This is a genomic window from Bradyrhizobium sp. 6(2017), from assembly GCF_011058295.2.
Lineage (GTDB): Bacteria > Pseudomonadota > Alphaproteobacteria > Rhizobiales > Xanthobacteraceae > Bradyrhizobium > Bradyrhizobium septentrionale.
In genome coordinates, this window is sequence record NZ_CP049289.2 from 7,679,992 (window position 1) to 7,695,289 (window position 15,298).

Below are 15,298 nucleotides of genomic sequence, written 5' to 3' on the forward strand. Positions count from 1 at the left end.
ATGCCGGATTGATCAGCATCGATCGGCGATACGCATGTCCCCGGCCTTCGCATTCTCGCAAACTTTGCGACCAGCCCGTTCAGTTTGGACAGTCACCGGTGCCGCCATTAGCGCCTTTTTGAGATATCCATATCTCTATTTGAGATAGGTGGAGGACTGACACCGCGTCCTCCAAATAGGCGGTCCGTTTTCTTGACCGCGCAAACTCACTCGACGCGAGTGCGATCCGAAACTGACAAACCTTCCTTGTCGATCAACTCCGCTGGGTTATGGTCCATCGCGCGTCGTTGCGTTGCACCTTCGCTCACAAACACGCGAATGGTCCGAGCAGAACTCGCGCGGCGATTCCGGCGGTGTTACGATGACGGCCGTTGACAACATGCGCGCGGAGACGCCTACCCCGATGAGCTATTTGGAATTGCCCATGACGCGTTACGCGATGAGCGGAGATGTAAGCGTCGCGTACCAGACCATGGGAGACGGCCCCATTAACATCATCGCGATCCCTGGAATCGTTTCGCATGTCGAATTCTTGCATGAGATGCCCGGATACACGGCGTTTTTGCAGCGTCTTTCAAAATTCGCTCGCGTCATCACGTTTGACAAGCGTGGTCAGGGGCTTTCGGACAAAATCTCGGGCGCTCCCACGCTCGAGGAGCGCATGGATGACGTCCGCGCCGTTCTCGACTCCGTTGGCGCGCAGCGTGCCGCCCTGCTGGGATTTTCCGAAGGTTGCGCCATGAGCGCAGTCTTTGCGGCGTCCTATCCGGAGCGCGTCTCACACCTCGTCTTATTCGGAGCGTTTGTCCGCTATGCCGAGCTTTTTCCCGATGCTGCCCCTCAGTTGGTCGTTCAGGAGCGGGTGAAGTATTGGGGAACCGGGGCATTGATGAAAGAGGTAATGGCCAGCAGGGCGTCCGATCCGGAAGCGGTTGCGAAGTTTGCCAAGTTCGAGCGCCTGTCCGCCAGTCCCGGCGCAATGAAAGCCCTCCAACTGTTGAACTTGCAGATCGACGTTGGCGATATCCTGCCAACCGTGCGGACTCCAACACTCGTGCTGCACCGGGCAAACGACGCGCTGGTCCCGGTCCAGAAAGGCCGCGATTTCGCGGCACATATTCCCGGTTCCTCATATACAGAATATCCCGGCAGCGATCATGCCTTCTGGTCGGGCGACGTCGAGGCATTGCTCGGCGATATCGAGGAGTTCATCATTGGCCATCGCGAGAGCAAATCGGTCGACCTCGAGCGCATCCTGGCGACCGTCATGTTCACGGATATCGTCGATTCAACCCGCCGCGCTGTCGAAATGGGTGATCAGAACTGGCATCGGCTACTTGACGATCATGATCGGCTCGCGCGCCTGATGATCGAAAGGCACCGCGGCAACCTGATCAAGAGCACCGGCGACGGCATTCTCGCTACCTTCGACGGGCCCGGCCGTGCCGTACGTTGTGCGCTGGCGTTTTCGGCCGCAGCTCGGCAGATTGGCCTACCCCTGCGTTCGGGCCTGCATACGGGAGAAATCGAGGTCAGAGGCCGCGACATCGGTGGCATCGCTGTTCACGCAGCGGCCCGCGTCATGGCCAATTCCGCACCCGACGAAGTCCTCGTATCCCGCGTGGTCTCGGATCTCGTCGCGGGAGCCGGATTGACGTTCGACGAGCGAGGCGCGTTTGAGTTCAAAGGCCTTCCCGGCCGATGGGATCTCTTTGCAGCCAGTGTGTAAAGAGCTCAAGCTGCCGCCTCACCGAAGACGGAGCGCGCCTGAATCCGGCGAAGCTATCGACGTCCGATACCGTACGCCGCCGCCCAACCGAGGCCTGCTACGGTCTCGCCGAATGGACGATATTCGCACCCCACCCAGCCGCTGAATTCGAGCCTGTCGATCAGATCGAACAGGTACGGATAGTTGATTTCACCGCGGCTCGGTTCGTTACGTCCGGGCACCCCGGCGATTTGGAGGTGCTTGATGCGCCGGATGTTCCTGGTAATCGTATCGGCGAGGCGCCCTTCCGTGAGCTGCATGTGGTAGACGTCAAGATGCAGATGGAGGTTGGGATCGCCTACCGCCTCGATCGCCTTTAGAGCCTGTTCGGTACGCGTCAAATAAAATCCGCGCATGCCATAGGTCGTGTACGTCTCCCCGCCATCGATATCGCCTTGCAACGGGTTTATGGGCTCGATGACAGCGGCGATACCTCGCTTCCCAAGAACCTGCGCGCCGTACGCCAAATTCCTGAGGTACGTCTCTTTCGCAGCTTCGGAATCCGTCTCCGGAGGCACAAACGCCGGCAATAAGATGGACCGCACCGCATTGCGTCGCCTGCGCATAATCGGCAGCGAGCTCGACCCCGGCGCGAAATTCCTCTTCACGGCCCGGCAATGCCGCTAGGCCGCGTTCCCCGGCATCCCAATTTCCCTGTGGCGTATCGATTAGAGCGAGCTCCAACCGATGTTCGCAGAGCAGGGAAGCAAGGTCAGCAGCAGGCCATTGATAGGGTACCTGGAACTCCACACCTCGGAACCCGGCACGGGCAGCGGCGGCAAACCGGTCGAGGAACGGTACCTCGTTGAAGAGATAGTGGAGTTGGCAGCGAAACGTGGCATGGCAATTCTCTCCAACTGGAGTTAGGACTCTGCATTCTGGATCCGCGGTGCCATCGAACGGCATGATGGTTGCGGCGGCCACTGAAAACAGTGAGGCACAGGGTAACAAAAGCTTTCATTGGGCGCGAGCCATGCAGGTGAATTCGATCCGTGTACCACCTGGCTCTCGCACCATGAAGCGCATCTTGGTACCCTTGCTGGATCTCTGCGGCGCAAGTTCAATCACGGTGCCGGGCCATGCTGCCGCACGTGTGTGCAGTGCTTCAAGCACACCGAGGTTCGCAACCTTCAATGCGAGGTGACGCAAACCGACATTGCTGCGGCGGTTGAACGGCACGCAGTTCGCCGGAACCTCGACCTGCCAGAGCGTCACAATGCCCGTTCCGTCCGATACAAAGGCCGCCGGATGGCCTTGATCTTCTCCAACGACACTCCAGCCGAGGCACTCGCAAAAGAAGTCGCGCGAGAGCGCGACGTCTCTCACGGCAAGTCCCACACGATCGATGCCGATCGTCAAAGGGGCATCATCCAGCATTCAGATAATCTCCTGGTATCATTGAGTTGGTGTCCGGCACTCCAAATCTACCGATTATGTTCGAACCGTCATTGGGCGGAAACTTCTGTTCCGAAGAGCGAAACAGTGCGGAATCACACAATGTGAGAGAGATAAACCGCTCAACTCGTGAATTCCCGGCGGGCTGAGCGCACGCTCGCCACGACGTGCGCGTGGACCTCCGACACTCTGCGCGTATGGTGAGTGTCGGGATGCGAAACCAGCCAATAACTCCGTACAAAGCTAATCTCCGGTAGCAATCGCTTGAGTTCCGGAAACCGTCGCGCGGCGTAGTCGTGGAGTATGCCCACGCCGTGACCGCCTCTCACCGCCTCCATCTGCGCCACAACGCTCCCGCACTCGTAGTGCCTGGTCATGACCTTTCCGAGCGAAGAGGCGTAGTCGAGCGCTCGGCTGTAGACAAAATCCTCGACATGCGTCACGAACAGATGGCCGGCGAGATCGGCTTGCTTTCGGATTGGTCCTAAGCGCTTCAGATAGCTCTCTGCGCCATAAACACTGAGCGTGTAGTCCGTAAGCTTTTTGACAATCAGTCGCCCTTGCTTCGGACGATCCAAGGTGATCGCAATGTCAGCCTCCCGCCTCGACAGCGAGAATGTCCGCGGCAGCGGAACAAGTTGAATGAGCAGGTCGGGGTGCTGCGCGGCAAGCGCGCCGAGCTGGCTGGCTAGAAAGTAGTTACCCAATCCATCCGGAGCGCCGACACGGACCGTGCCTGAGATGGCATCCGACGATCCGCCAAGCTGGGTGCCGACCTGAAGGAATTCGGATTCGGCACGCTCCGCCGCGGCGACGAGAGCCTCGCCCGCGCTTGTAAGGACACAGCCCGTCCTATGCCGTTCGACCAACTGAGTTTTCAGTTCCCGCTCAAGCGCGGTGAGTTGCCGGGCCACGGTCGCGTGGTTCACACCCAAGCGCCGGGCGGCACCGAGAATCTGACCCGTTCGGGCGACCTCCAGGAATATGCGGATGCGGTCCCAATCCATCGACTTCAATTCCCGCAGGGTAAACCGCGAATTCTCTCGATGATATGCAGGTTTCAACATTCCATATCGAATCTATGGAAACAAGCAGGGGCTGCGCCTACGGTCTCAGACGGTCGGGAGCTCGCCGTTTTGGTCGCTGCCACGTCCCGTGCCGACCTGGCGGCTTTGCCCGCAGACGGAGGCGAGCGGTTCACAAGGAATCGCTCAGATTCCCGCATACCATTCATAGCCGCGATCTTCCCAATAGCCGCCTTGGCCGCCATGCAGGCCGGCGAGGCTTTGCACCAGTTCGACACGCATGATGTATTTTGCCATCTTGTAGCCGAGCTGCCGCTCGACGCGCAGTCGCAACGGTGCACCGTGGCGGACAGTCAACTGCGCGCCGTTCATATCATAAGCGAGGATCGTCTGCGGATGCGCAGCATCGATCAGATCGATGCTCTCATAGTACCGGATGCTCTCGGGATCAGCAGACTCGCCACCATCATCCAACGTGTCGGCGCAATGGAATACGGCAAAGCGTGCCTCTGGCCTCACGCCGGCACGCAGCAGGAGTTCCGTCAGAGGCACGCCGGTCCATTTGGCGATGCAGCTCCAACCCTCGACGCAATCATGCCGGGTAATCTGGGTCCGTGTGGGCAGGGCACGCAATTCCGCAAGCGACAGCGACAGTTCATGCTCAACGAGGCCGTGAACCTTGAGGCGCCAATCGGTGAAATCATTGCCGAAGAGCTGGAGATAGTCCTTGTCCTGCGGATCGATTGAACCATTGGGACGAAAGGCCGGCGAGATGTCGGCCTCACTGTATTCGCGCGCGAGCCGATGAGCCCCAATGAGGAGGCGCTGCACTTTATAGGTAAGGCTGCTTGCGGCATTGAGGACGGAACGGAAGCCTGGTGCGGCAGTGACGCGATCACAGCCCGACAAAGCGAGGCCGCCGATCGCGACAAATGCCCACAAAAGATCGCGACGCCGCGGCTGCTCACGGGACATCGGGCGTCCTCGGATTGCCGAGATCGTACCAGCCGGTGATCATTGAGCGCAGATTGTTCCAGACACCCGAAACCAGTACCATCACGAGATGCACAATGACGAAAAGCGCGAGGCTCGATGCGGCGAGGAAGTGGATCAGCCGCGCCGACTGGCGCCCGCCGAACAGCGTGAGCAGCTGCGGCACAGCGCTGTCGACCCCGGGCGACATCGTAAGGCCCGTGAGGATCATCAGCGGGAACAGGACGAAGACGACCAGCAGATAGGTCAACTGCTGCAGCACATTGTACCGCATCGCCGCTGCACCGCGCGGGAAGCGCAGGCGCAGATGCTCAAGGACCTCTCTCCCGACATGGCTGAGCTCGCGGCGGCTGGGAAGAAGATCCCGATCGAAATGCCGCCTTGCGGCGCCCCAAGCAAAATAGACGAGACCATTGAGCACCAGCAGCCAGGCAAAGAAAAAATGCCAGCGCCGGCCAGTCGCCAGATCCTGGTTGCTCGGAATCGTGATCCAGCTGGGAAAGGCTCGCTGCGAGATTTGGCCGTCCTCGCTCGAGACGCCGAGTACGCCCGACGTATCGAAGGAATGGCCTGCGAATATCGTCTCTCCGACGAGGCCGTTCTCGGATAGCCGCGCCCGGATCGATATGGCCGGATGGTCAAAGTCCGATTGCTCGCCGACATAGAGCGCGGGGTGGGCATTGAAGATCTGCAGTCCGCTCATCAGGAGCAGCGCAAAGCAGACGGCGTTGATCCAATGCGTAATGCGGACAAGCGCGGCATGGCGGAGGTACCAGCGCTCGGCGACAGGCCGATCAGGGCTGGAAACGGTGGCCATGTCATGCTCCGGCGCTTCGGACGCGCTGCCTGCCAGGCGCGCATACTTCGCGTGTCGGTGGACCGCAAAGTATGCGCGCTCTGAGCGGAATGAGGCGATCAGCGGCATGATCGCCAGTTCTTCATCTACTTCGCGGCGTCCTCGATCACGCGGGCGACCGCGGCGGGCTGCGAAACGAAAACAGCGTGGCTTGCGGGCACTTCCGTGACCTTGGCGCCCGAACGCTTGTACATCCAGCGCTGAAGCTCAGGGCTGATCACATGGTCTTCCGTGGTCAGAATGGCGAAGCTGGGCTTGTTATGCCACGCCGCCCCCGAGAGCGGCGCACCCATGGCCTTCTGGGCCAGCTGCTGCTCCGAGTCGGCCATGAACTGAGCTTGGTCCGCCGGGACGTCCTGAGCATAGGTTTCCCGGAACTTCGCCGCCGGGATGAAGAAGTACTTGTTGTCCGGCGTCGCCTTGTTGACGGACACCCGCATGGCATCGTTCGGCGCGGCGAACTTCGACATCAACGCGCCGCTGGCCTCTCCCTTGTCGGGCTGCAAGGCGGCGACATAGACGAGCGCGCTGACCTTGGGGTCGGCGCCGGCTTCCGTGATCACCGAGCCACCATAGCTGTGACCGACCAGCACGACCGGGCCGGTCTGCTGATCGATGACGCGCTTGGTGGCATCGACATCCTCGGCAAGGCCGGTGAGCGGCTCCTGCACGATTGTCACATGGAAGCCGTCCTTGGTCAGGATGTCGTAGACGGCACGCCAGCCAGAGCCATCCGCCAGTGCGCCATGGACGATGACGACGTCCTTCGCAGGCGGCTTCGTCTCCGCGTGGGCGACTGCGCCAGTCATGGCAAGCACGAGGGCGATCGCGGAAGTCTTTCGTGGTAGGGACATGGGAGTCTCCTGGGATGTTTCAGCTTGCCCGTTTCGAAGGACCATCGCGGTGCCGGGCGGTGACCGGTGATGGCTAATCAGAGTTGATAGAGGCTGCGTTCGCCCAGCTTCGCAGGCGCAAGCATCAGGCTGGCTGATTCTTCACGACCAGAATGTCGACGGGCTCGACTGACGGCGGCTTTGCCAGCAGTTCCTCGACTCGCGACATCAAGGCCTTGGCCATGTTGCCGGCGAGATGTGCTTGGCGATCTTCTTCGTTGGCAAAGGCGTCGAACACGCCGAACGTCGTCGGCGAGAGCTGCAGGGCGAACCAGACCGGCGTGCCCGCTTCCTGATTTGTTAGCTCAAGGCCGCTGACGAGAAACTCTTTCACTGCCCGTTCCTTGCCTAGCTTGGCTTCGAGCCGGACGAATAATCCACATTTGAGCGTCATGGTTTTCCTCCATTCGATGATTGCCTAAGATTCTGAAGTAGCCGCAAAGTTAGGGAATGAATCGCTTTGCTGGTATTGGCTGGATTGCCATTTTTGATACCGATTAGGCCAATACATTGTCAGAACTCGCAGCTTTCTGAGCTGCTCAGATTAAAAATCAAGGTAGCGTCCCTTATCTTGCTGTTGGCAGAATGCTCTGCTCTGATATCGTTTCGGCCATGCGCATCCACGTCCTTGCTCTGAATGATGTTCTCGACACCGGCCTTGCTGCGGTGCTCGATGCCTTTGCCTTTGCCAACGCGCTGGCGGAAATGCACAGCATTTCCTCGGTACGCTTCAAGACGAGAGTGGTGGGTTTGCGTGAGACCGTCACGACATCGCAGGGCTTGAACGTACCGGTGACCTCGGCCGCGCGCGCGCAGAGGCCGGATGCGGTGGTGCTGCCGGCCATTAACCGGATCATGCCGAAGCCGCTGATGCAGATGCTGGCCAGTAGCGAAGCGCGCGAGGCGGGTGTGGTGTTGCGTAAATGGTCGGACCGCGGTGCGCTGGCTGCGGCCGCCTGCGTCGGCACCTTCGTGCTGGCGGAAGCGGCCTTGCTCGACGGCGAAGAGGCGACCACGACCTGGTGGCTGGCACCTCTGTTCCGGCAGCGCTATCCACGTGTGCGGCTCGACGAGTCGCAAATCATCGTTCAGTCCAAGACAGTCGTCACCGCCGGTGCGGCGCTCAGCCATCTGGACCTGGCGCTGACCCTGATCCGACGCGCCGATCCCGCCTTGGCCGATGTTACGGCCAAGTATTTGCTGGCCGACATCCGCACCTCGCAGGCCGCCTACGCGATATCTGGGCATCTGGTTCACGGCGATCCGCTGGTGCACAAGTTCGAACGATGGGCACGGCAACGCTTGGCCGATGGATTCTCGCTGGATCAGGCTGCAGCAGAGCTCGCCACCAGCAAGCGTACGCTCGCGCGCCGGATGCAAAGCGTGCTGGGCAAGTCCCCTCTCGAGTACCTCCAGGATTTGCGGATCGAGCGCGCCGTGCACCTGCTGACGACCGGCGGAGCCAGCGTCGATCAAATTGCTGCTGAGGTCGGCTATGCCGAAGGTGTGACGCTGCGCGCGCTGCTGCGCCGCAGGCTTGGGCGCGGCGTGCGTGAAATCCGCCGCAGTCACTGAGGCTACGTCGCTCTTGGCCCGTGCTACGGAGGCACTATGCGGCCCAATGGCCTTGTGACCATCCGCTCGATCTTCGTCGAGAGAGGCGAAAACTGCACTCATTCAAGCCGCACGCGTCGCGAATATGGGGTAACGCGATCTCCGGAAGGCAACAGAGCTGACATCCATACGATGGCCGAGCAGTTCAATTGCCTGGCGGACGATGAACAGCCCGACACCAAGTCCGTCGCGCCGCGTGGGATCAGTACGTTTCTGTGTGCTGCCGGCCCGTGTCGCAAGGATGGACCAAGAGCAAAGGCGTGGCAGGCATCGCAGTTGGTCGTGCTGCCCATTTCGTGATCTAAGATGTCGCACACGGCGTCATGCGGTGCTCTGCCATCGTCACGCGAGGCAAGACAGAACGAGCGCAATGCCCGGTGCGGACCTCGCGCGAGGAACGTCTCAAGCCTAGTCGCAACCATCCACAACGCCGTCAGCCTATCTTGGCAACCGCCAATTAGTGCGTTGGCTAGTCCTTTTGAACGGCCGCATAAATCCTCGTCGGGCGGCAATCAGTGTTCCCGAATACGAAACAATGGCTGGGTCTCGTCGACGTGATCCGACAAGCCCCGCCGTGACCATCTACGCAAATACCGCATCACCGCTGATTCCGCTGCCCGACTTGAATTTCCGCACAATGAATGCGCGATACTTCTCGTTGATGTGCAGACTTGAGCGTTTCATATGACGCTTGTGGAAAACAAGGAGGTCATCGTGCTTACGCAACTCAAGCATTACATCAATGGCAAGCAAGTCTCCGGCCGCAACGCGCGGACGTCGTCCGTCTTCGATCCCGCGACGGGCGAGCAGACCGCGATCGTGCCGATTGCGAGCACCGCGGATGTCGCGGATGCCGTCGCGGCGGCAACCAAGGCAGCGCAAGGATGGGCGGCGACGACCCCGTTGCGGCGCGCCAGGATCCTCAACCGCTTCCTGCGGATTCTCGAGGACCGTATCGACGATCTCGCTGATGTCATCGTCCACGAGCATGGCAAGGTCCACTCGGACGCCGTCGGTGAAATTCAGCGGGGCATGGAAGTCGTCGAATTCGCGACCGCCGCCCCGCAGCTGCTGAAGGGCGAGTTGACCGAGAACGTCGGGACCCGTGTCGATAGCTACTCGATACGCCAGCCTCTTGGCGTGGTCGCCGGCATCACCCCGTTTAATTTCCCCGCGATGGTGCCGATGTGGATGTTTCCGGTCGCCCTTGCGTGCGGGAACGCCTTTATCCTGAAGCCCTCCGAACGCGATCCGTCGGCGTCACTGGTCATCGCTGAATGGCTTAAGGAAGCCGGCCTCCCCGACGGCGTCTTCAGCGTGGTCCATGGCGACAAGGAAACCGTCGACGCGCTGCTGCATCATCCCGACATCTCGGCGATCAGTTTTGTCGGATCTACGCCGATCGCAAAGTACATTTACGAGACGTCCGCCAACACCGGAAAGCGTTGCCAGGCGTTGGGTGGTGCCAAGAACCACATGATCATCATGCCGGACGCCGACATGGACCAGGCGGTCGACGCCCTGATGGGCGCCGCCTTTGGCTCGGCTGGTGAGCGTTGCATGGCGATCTCCGTCGCGGTCCCGGTCGGCGAGACAACCGCGAACCGGCTGATCTCGGCGCTGGAGCCGAAGATCCGCAGCCTCAAGATCGGGCCCGGCACGGATCCGGAAGCGGAAATGGGTCCGCTGGTCACCAAGCAGCATCTGGACAAGGTCCGCGGCTATATCGATGCCGGTGTCGCGGAGGGTGCCAAGCTGCTGGTTGACGGCCGCGGCTTCAACATGCAGGGCTACGAAGACGGCTACTTCATCGGCGGGTCGCTGTTCGATCACGTCACGCCGAACATGAAGATCTACAAGGAGGAGATCTTCGGTCCCGTCCTGTCCGTCGCCCGTGCGCCTGACTACGACACCGCCGCGCGCATGATCAACGAGCACGAGTTCGGCAACGGCACCTCGATCTTCACGCGCGATGGCGACGCGGCGCGGGAGTTTGCGCACAAGATCAAGATCGGCATGGTCGGCATCAACGTACCAATCCCGGTGCCGATGGCATTCCATTCGTTCGGTGGATGGAAAGCGTCGATCTTCGGCGACCACTACATGCACGGCCCGGAGGGCGTTCGCTTCTACACCCGCTTGAAGACGATCACGAGCCGTTGGCCAACCGGCATTCGTGCCGGCGCCGAGTTCGTGATGCCCACCATGTCTTGATCGCCACGAACCGGTCCGCTGCAGAACCATGCAGCGGACCGGCCGGAAACCGCAGCAAAAGCGCGTCGGCTTAAAACACTCGACTTGCGGCCGCGATGCCGACGACGGGGCGACAACCTATCGCGACACGGAGAATGATGATGCCACTATTGTGCTTCGACCTCGTTGAGGGACGTTCGGAATGGCAGCTCAAGAGGATATTGGACGTTACCCACGAGGTGTTGGTCAGCTCATTCAACGTGCCTCAACGCGACCGCTATCAAATCGTCAGGGAACATCCGCCTTCCAGAATGATCATCGAGGACACGGGCCTTGGCATCAAGCGCACGCCGAACATGTTGGTCCTTCAGGTCACGACGCGCCCTCGCAGCCGCGCGATGAAGCAGGCGTTCTATAAGTCACTGGTCGAGAAATTAGAGGTCGTATGCGGCTTTGCACCAAGCGACGTCGTCGTCACCTTCGTAACCAACACGGATGAAGATTGGTCGTTCGGGTTCGGACGCGCTCAATTCCTCACCGGAGAACTCTAGCCTGTCGAAGCCCGACGCCGGGACCTAGAGGAACTCGGGATTGATTTTCGGGGGCGGCGGCGGCGGCTGGACGACGCCGCTTGCGGGCACTTGTCGAGCCGATCGCCAATAACAACTTACGCCGCCGGGCTCAAAATCCAGTGTCCCGGCGGCGCTTAGATGCTGGGCCCCTCAAATCCCCAGCGGTGCAGGATCTAGAATGACAATCCGGTCGGTTGACACAGCCCGTTCAACCAGGCCTCATCAGAGGAGAGGGCTTGAATAGCCCGCCGGTCACGCCTTCAACTGCGCCAGGACTCCGGCGATATCGCCCATGCCCCAATGCTCGACAATCAGACCGTCTTGAATCCTGAAGATATCGCAGGAGGTGAATCGGAGCGCGCGACCGGTTGGCGCAACTCCCGAGAGCGGGCCGTTATGGGTGCCGCTCCAGACGAAGCTTGCGGCCGCAATATTGCCGGACGCGACCTTGGCCTCGATCTCCACCTTGAGGTCCGGTATCCCCGCCAGTCGTGCAGTAATACCTGCCACCTGCCCCTGCTTCGGCGACTTGCCCTGCGGCGGCGGCGCGGCCGCGCTGAGCTGGTGGTTGACGTAATTATCCGAGAACAGCGCCGCGAATGCCGTGAGATCGTGCGCGCTTAGGGTCGCCGCGAACTTTTCGATCAACGGTGCGGCTGCGTTCTTGTCGTCCGCCAGGGCCGGCGCGACAAGGGCCGGAACGGCAAGTGCCGATCCTGCCAACGTAACCGTCTTCAAAAGATTCCTTCGATCCATATCGTTTCCCCGATCTGATTATCACATTACCCGCCATCGAACGAACAAGCGGAACGCGCGGCAAACTGGCACTTAAATCTCTTGGCAGCCAAGCCACTTTTTGTTGTAGCCGACGAATCATTCAGAGAGCCGGTATCGGCCGATATGATCGCTCGAGCCTCGCAGCTTAGAGCCTGCTGACAAACTCCGATGGTAATCATGCCCGATACCTCGGTGCACTTCGGTGGACTTCTTCTCCCGCCGGAATGAGCGCTCGGCATTGCGCCCAAGGCTTCGGGAGTCATTGTCGCTCCGCCCTTCTTTAACTCAGAAAGGAATCCATATTTGCGGTCACCGAGTGCTCGCGGTGAGCCGGCCGAAATGAGAGAGGGCGTCGGCCGCAAGCCTCTCGGTCAGTTGGCCCGATGGCAAGCGGGGCGACAGTCGGGCCGACTGCCCTGACCACAGGTTCGTAAAATCGCCCGAACCGACGGCTTCCGCTTTGGCACGCAACGGTGCAAGAGCTCCTCCCGCGAACGGAAAGGCGGGCGCAATGGGCGATAGCGGACCGATCTCGCGAATGAGCCGGTTCAGGACTCCGCGCGCCGGCCGCCCCGTGAAAACGTTGGTCACGGCTGTTCCGTCGTCGGAGATGTTTTCCAACGCTTCGCGGTGGATCTTCGAGACCTTCGCTTCCGGCGAGAAAAGGTAAGCCGTCCCGATTTGGACGGCAGCTGCTCCAAGGGAGAATGCCGCGACTATCCCGCGACCATCCGCGATCCCTCCGGCCGCAATGACAGGCACTCCGACGGCATCGACCACTTGGGGCAGCAGAGACATCGTTCCGACCTGGGCCGCCATGTCGTCCGTAAGGAAGTTGCCGCGGTGCCCCCCTGCTTCAACTCCCATCGCGATCACGGCATCGCATCCATGCCCCTCCAGCCAGACAGCCTCGCTCACGGTGGTGGCGGACGAGATGATCTTCGCGCCGGTGCTCCGCACCCGATCCAGGAGCAGATAACTGGGTAGCCCGAAATGGAAGCTCACCACCTCCGGCCGCAGGGCCTCGACGACCGTGCAATATGCGTCATCGAATGGGGCCCGATTTGCGGCATCCGCCTGCACCTCGATATCGACGCCGAGTTGGAGATAGTAGGGTTCCAGCTGCTTGCGCCATCGGCGATCGATAAGTGGATCACGTCCTGCCGGAGTATGGCAGAAGAAGTTCACGTTGACAGGAGCGGAGGTAGCCGTCCTGAACTTGATCAACGCTTCCGTAAGTTGAGTCGGCGTCATCTGCGCGGATGGTAAGGATCCGAGTCCGCCCGCAACAGCAACTGCGATGGCCATCTCCGTCGTACTGGATCCGGCCATCGGCGCCTGAATGATAGGGAGCTTGATGTTAAAAAGCCTCTGGATCCGGTCATCTGGCCAATGCGTCATGGGTTACCTTTCAGGGAACTGCCAACCGTGCGCCGGCGCGCGAACGGCAGCCGCGATGGTTAGCGGTATAGGCCGCGTACTCATTTCTTTGCGTTCCTCACGAGCTCAGTGCCTGGAAGATGGGTCGAGGCCGCCATTAGCTTTCGGTATTCCTCGACCGGAAGACCTCCCCATCCCCAATTCTCAACGTCGACCTCGTCGATGACCACGAACGTCGAGTTCATGGGCTTGTTCAGGATGTCGAGAAGAAGCTTGCTCACGCCCTCGATCAGCCGCGCCTTCTGTTCGCGCGTCACGCGCGTGTATTCCGGACGCGTTCCCTCCCGAGTGATCTGAATGTTGACGATCGGCATTATGTCTCCTGCTGGCTCTGTGGTTGATCGTTGACTGGAAGAGCAGTGGCCACGCCGTCGCTCCATTCTAGCAACGACCGGCCGGCCATCGGTCGACGCGCGGAACATCGGCCCCTTGATGAAGGGGCGCTCTCCAGAAAACGGATCGAGTCGACGATATCTTTGAATCTCTGGATCGGTCCGACTGGATACAGCTCCGCAGCAATTCATGCGTTTCGGGAGCGCCGGCGTTAGGGATCCCTTTGGCCGAACTCAGATTGTCGCAAGCCGCTTTAGCTTGGCCTCGTCCCATGAAATCCCGCTGCCGATTCTCTCCGGGGTCAGAACCATCCCGTCACGGATTATCAGCGGTTCTTCGATGATCGCATCTGCCCAATCAACGTACTCAAGCCAATGGCCGGTGGGCGTGGCGCAGAGAAGATGCGTGCTGACTTCGGGCATCAGATGTGACGACATTTCGATGCCCTGGGCTGCGGCGACGCCGGCCGCCTGCAGCCAGCCGGTTACACCGCCTATCCGCGCGACGTCGACCATAACGTAGTCACTCGCCCCAGCCGTGACGGCGCGTAGCAGGGCATCCGGGCCGTTGAGGTTCTCGCCGATCTGGATCGGAACCCTCAGTTCGCGCGCCAGTGCGGCGCTCGCCACATAGTCTTCGTGTGCTATCGGCTCCTCGAGCCAATAGATCCCTTCTTTTTCCAGCTCCCTTCCGCGAAGAACCGCTTCCGCTGGTGTCAGGGCCTGATTGTAGTCCACCATGATCGCAACATCTGCGCCGGAAACGTTCTTGCGGACGGCCCGTAACGCGGCCAGATCCTCAAAAAGCGTGGGGTATCCGAGTCGAACCTTAGCGGCTCGTAAACCACTCTCCAGAAGCGCGCTTACCTCCTGCGCGAGGCGATCCGGCTCCATCAGCCCAAGCCCACGGCTGTCATACGCGTGAAGCGATTTCGGGCCGGATCCGAGTAGCGAGGACAGCGGAGCATGGTGCATCTGCGCCTGCGCATCCCACATCGCCATATCGAGCAGCGAAAGGGCCATCCGTACTGCGCCGGTCACGCCAAGCAGCGCAAACTGGCGTCCGAGGGTCTGCGATGCCTCAAAAGGCGTGGCGTTCTTGCCCTTGAGGAGCCCGACCGCCTCATGCAGATGCGAAGATATCGCGGTCGCGCCCGAAGGCCGATAGCAAAACGTGTAGGCCTTGCCCGTTACACCCTCTTCGTTCAGTAAATCGACAAGCAACAGCGGCACTGCCTTCACAATGGCCGCACTCGTTCCCAGCGTAAATTTCAGGGGGACCATCACGCCGCGGGTCGTCACCGAGCGAATTCGTTGCCCTGCCGCACTCAGACCGTCCGTCATCTCAATCTTTCAAACTGTACTGGATACCGAGCCTACGAGCGCATCGCGACCCCGCGCCACTCTTACCCGAGGCGCACTGCGGTGCCTGGCTTGAGC

16 protein-coding genes and 1 pseudogene are annotated in these 15,298 nt (G+C 60.6%); 5 read left to right on the forward strand and 12 right to left on the reverse strand.

The features are described 5' to 3' along the window. The first annotated feature begins 361 nt into the window (after positions 1-361). Positions 362-1,729, forward strand: a complete 1,368-nt coding sequence (locus tag G6P99_RS36515; protein WP_246709722.1) for an adenylate/guanylate cyclase domain-containing protein — start codon at positions 362-364, stop codon at positions 1,727-1,729. Between the two features lie 53 nt (positions 1,730-1,782). Here the strand turns inward: G6P99_RS36515 and G6P99_RS36520 are convergent, their stop codons facing one another. Both G6P99_RS36520 and G6P99_RS36525 read right to left on the reverse strand, forming a co-directional pair. After that, a complete protein-coding gene (locus tag G6P99_RS36520) occupies positions 1,783-2,334 on the reverse strand; it encodes a TIM barrel protein (RefSeq protein WP_334261836.1) in 552 nt (183 codons plus the stop codon). 10 nt (positions 2,335-2,344) lie between these two features. After that, a pseudogene (locus G6P99_RS36525) lies at positions 2,345-2,518 on the reverse strand (hydroxypyruvate isomerase); the annotation flags it as partial. Between G6P99_RS36525 and G6P99_RS36530 the strand changes: the two are divergent. Continuing rightward, the gene (locus G6P99_RS36530; protein WP_334262166.1) at positions 2,456-2,635 is read left to right on the forward strand and encodes a hypothetical protein; all 180 of its coding nucleotides are present in this window, start codon (positions 2,456-2,458) and stop codon (positions 2,633-2,635) included. The pseudogene G6P99_RS36525 and the gene G6P99_RS36530 sit on opposite strands and share 63 nt — an antisense overlap. Positions 2,636-2,725: 90 nt before the next feature. Here the strand turns inward: G6P99_RS36530 and G6P99_RS36535 are convergent, their stop codons facing one another. From G6P99_RS36535 to G6P99_RS36560, 6 genes are all read right to left on the reverse strand, one after another. Further along, positions 2,726-3,145 (reverse strand): VOC family protein, encoded by a 420-nt coding sequence (locus G6P99_RS36535; protein ID WP_205751537.1) that lies wholly within the window; start codon positions 3,143-3,145, stop codon positions 2,726-2,728. Between the two features lie 140 nt (positions 3,146-3,285). Continuing rightward, positions 3,286-4,170: a LysR family transcriptional regulator gene (locus tag G6P99_RS36540; RefSeq protein WP_165125538.1), complete on the reverse strand. Its 885-nt coding sequence runs from the start codon at positions 4,168-4,170 to the stop codon at positions 3,286-3,288. Between the two features lie 204 nt (positions 4,171-4,374). Next, positions 4,375-5,163 (reverse strand): molybdopterin-binding protein, encoded by a 789-nt coding sequence (locus G6P99_RS36545; RefSeq protein ID WP_165125541.1) that lies wholly within the window; start codon positions 5,161-5,163, stop codon positions 4,375-4,377. Next, entirely contained in the window at positions 5,153-5,998 is an 846-nt protein-coding gene (locus G6P99_RS36550) for a cytochrome b/b6 domain-containing protein (protein WP_165125544.1), read from the reverse strand. Before G6P99_RS36550 ends, G6P99_RS36545 begins: the two co-directional genes overlap by 11 nt. Positions 5,999-6,123: 125 nt before the next feature. Next, positions 6,124-6,891, reverse strand: a complete 768-nt coding sequence (locus G6P99_RS36555) for an alpha/beta fold hydrolase (protein WP_165125547.1) — start codon at positions 6,889-6,891, stop codon at positions 6,124-6,126. 124 nt (positions 6,892-7,015) lie between these two features. Then, positions 7,016-7,324: a putative quinol monooxygenase gene (locus tag G6P99_RS36560; RefSeq protein WP_165125550.1), complete on the reverse strand. Its 309-nt coding sequence runs from the start codon at positions 7,322-7,324 to the stop codon at positions 7,016-7,018. Positions 7,325-7,542: 218 nt separating this feature from the next. Between G6P99_RS36560 and G6P99_RS36565 the strand changes: the two genes are divergently transcribed. From G6P99_RS36565 to G6P99_RS36575, 3 genes are all read left to right on the forward strand, one after another. Further along, positions 7,543-8,505 carry a GlxA family transcriptional regulator gene (locus G6P99_RS36565; protein ID WP_165125553.1) on the forward strand — a complete coding sequence of 321 codons (963 nt, stop codon included), beginning with the start codon at positions 7,543-7,545 and terminating at the stop codon, positions 8,503-8,505. Positions 8,506-9,228: 723 nt separating this feature from the next. Further along, positions 9,229-10,758, forward strand: coding sequence for a CoA-acylating methylmalonate-semialdehyde dehydrogenase (locus G6P99_RS36570; protein ID WP_414645458.1), 1,530 nt, complete (start codon positions 9,229-9,231; stop codon positions 10,756-10,758). Between the two features lie 140 nt (positions 10,759-10,898). Further along, a complete protein-coding gene (locus tag G6P99_RS36575; RefSeq protein WP_165129122.1) occupies positions 10,899-11,288 on the forward strand; it encodes a tautomerase family protein in 390 nt (129 codons plus the stop codon). 273 nt (positions 11,289-11,561) lie between these two features. On the opposite strand, the gene G6P99_RS36580 is transcribed toward G6P99_RS36575, so the two are convergent. The 4 genes from G6P99_RS36580 to G6P99_RS36595 form a co-directional block, all read right to left on the reverse strand. Beyond that, positions 11,562-12,065 (reverse strand): ester cyclase, encoded by a 504-nt coding sequence (locus G6P99_RS36580; RefSeq protein WP_165125556.1) that lies wholly within the window; start codon positions 12,063-12,065, stop codon positions 11,562-11,564. A gap of 330 nt (positions 12,066-12,395) precedes the next feature. Further along, entirely contained in the window at positions 12,396-13,487 is a 1,092-nt protein-coding gene (locus G6P99_RS36585) for an NAD(P)H-dependent flavin oxidoreductase (RefSeq protein WP_165125559.1), read from the reverse strand. A gap of 80 nt (positions 13,488-13,567) precedes the next feature. Beyond that, the gene (locus tag G6P99_RS36590) at positions 13,568-13,840 is read right to left on the reverse strand and encodes a tautomerase family protein (RefSeq protein ID WP_165125562.1); all 273 of its coding nucleotides are present in this window, start codon (positions 13,838-13,840) and stop codon (positions 13,568-13,570) included. A 252-nt stretch (positions 13,841-14,092) separates the two neighbouring features. Then, the gene (locus tag G6P99_RS36595) at positions 14,093-15,202 is read right to left on the reverse strand and encodes an enolase C-terminal domain-like protein (protein WP_165125565.1); all 1,110 of its coding nucleotides are present in this window, start codon (positions 15,200-15,202) and stop codon (positions 14,093-14,095) included. Positions 15,203-15,298: the final 96 nt, after the last annotated feature.

Coding starts and splice junctions, on each gene's coding strand:
- G6P99_RS36555 (WP_165125547.1), bottom strand. CDS start 6,891: ATGTCCCTACCACGAAAGACTTCCGCGATCGCCCTCGTGCTTGCCATG.
- G6P99_RS36580 (WP_165125556.1), bottom strand. CDS start 12,065: ATGGATCGAAGGAATCTTTTGAAGACGGTTACGTTGGCAGGATCGGCA.
- G6P99_RS36545 (WP_165125541.1), bottom strand. CDS start 5,163: ATGTCCCGTGAGCAGCCGCGGCGTCGCGATCTTTTGTGGGCATTTGTC.
- G6P99_RS36530 (WP_334262166.1), top strand. CDS start 2,456: ATGTTCGCAGAGCAGGGAAGCAAGGTCAGCAGCAGGCCATTGATAGGG.
- G6P99_RS36515 (WP_246709722.1), top strand. CDS start 362: ATGACGGCCGTTGACAACATGCGCGCGGAGACGCCTACCCCGATGAGC.
- G6P99_RS36585 (WP_165125559.1), bottom strand. CDS start 13,487: ATGACGCATTGGCCAGATGACCGGATCCAGAGGCTTTTTAACATCAAG.
- G6P99_RS36540 (WP_165125538.1), bottom strand. CDS start 4,170: ATGGATTGGGACCGCATCCGCATATTCCTGGAGGTCGCCCGAACGGGT.
- G6P99_RS36520 (WP_334261836.1), bottom strand. CDS start 2,334: ATGCGCAGGCGACGCAATGCGGTGCGGTCCATCTTATTGCCGGCGTTT.
- G6P99_RS36560 (WP_165125550.1), bottom strand. CDS start 7,324: ATGACGCTCAAATGTGGATTATTCGTCCGGCTCGAAGCCAAGCTAGGC.
- G6P99_RS36535 (WP_205751537.1), bottom strand. CDS start 3,145: ATGCTGGATGATGCCCCTTTGACGATCGGCATCGATCGTGTGGGACTT.
- G6P99_RS36565 (WP_165125553.1), top strand. CDS start 7,543: ATGCGCATCCACGTCCTTGCTCTGAATGATGTTCTCGACACCGGCCTT.
- G6P99_RS36550 (WP_165125544.1), bottom strand. CDS start 5,998: ATGGCCACCGTTTCCAGCCCTGATCGGCCTGTCGCCGAGCGCTGGTAC.
- G6P99_RS36590 (WP_165125562.1), bottom strand. CDS start 13,840: ATGCCGATCGTCAACATTCAGATCACTCGGGAGGGAACGCGTCCGGAA.
- G6P99_RS36570 (WP_414645458.1), top strand. CDS start 9,229: ATGACGCTTGTGGAAAACAAGGAGGTCATCGTGCTTACGCAACTCAAG.
- G6P99_RS36575 (WP_165129122.1), top strand. CDS start 10,899: ATGCCACTATTGTGCTTCGACCTCGTTGAGGGACGTTCGGAATGGCAG.
- G6P99_RS36595 (WP_165125565.1), bottom strand. CDS start 15,202: ATGACGGACGGTCTGAGTGCGGCAGGGCAACGAATTCGCTCGGTGACG.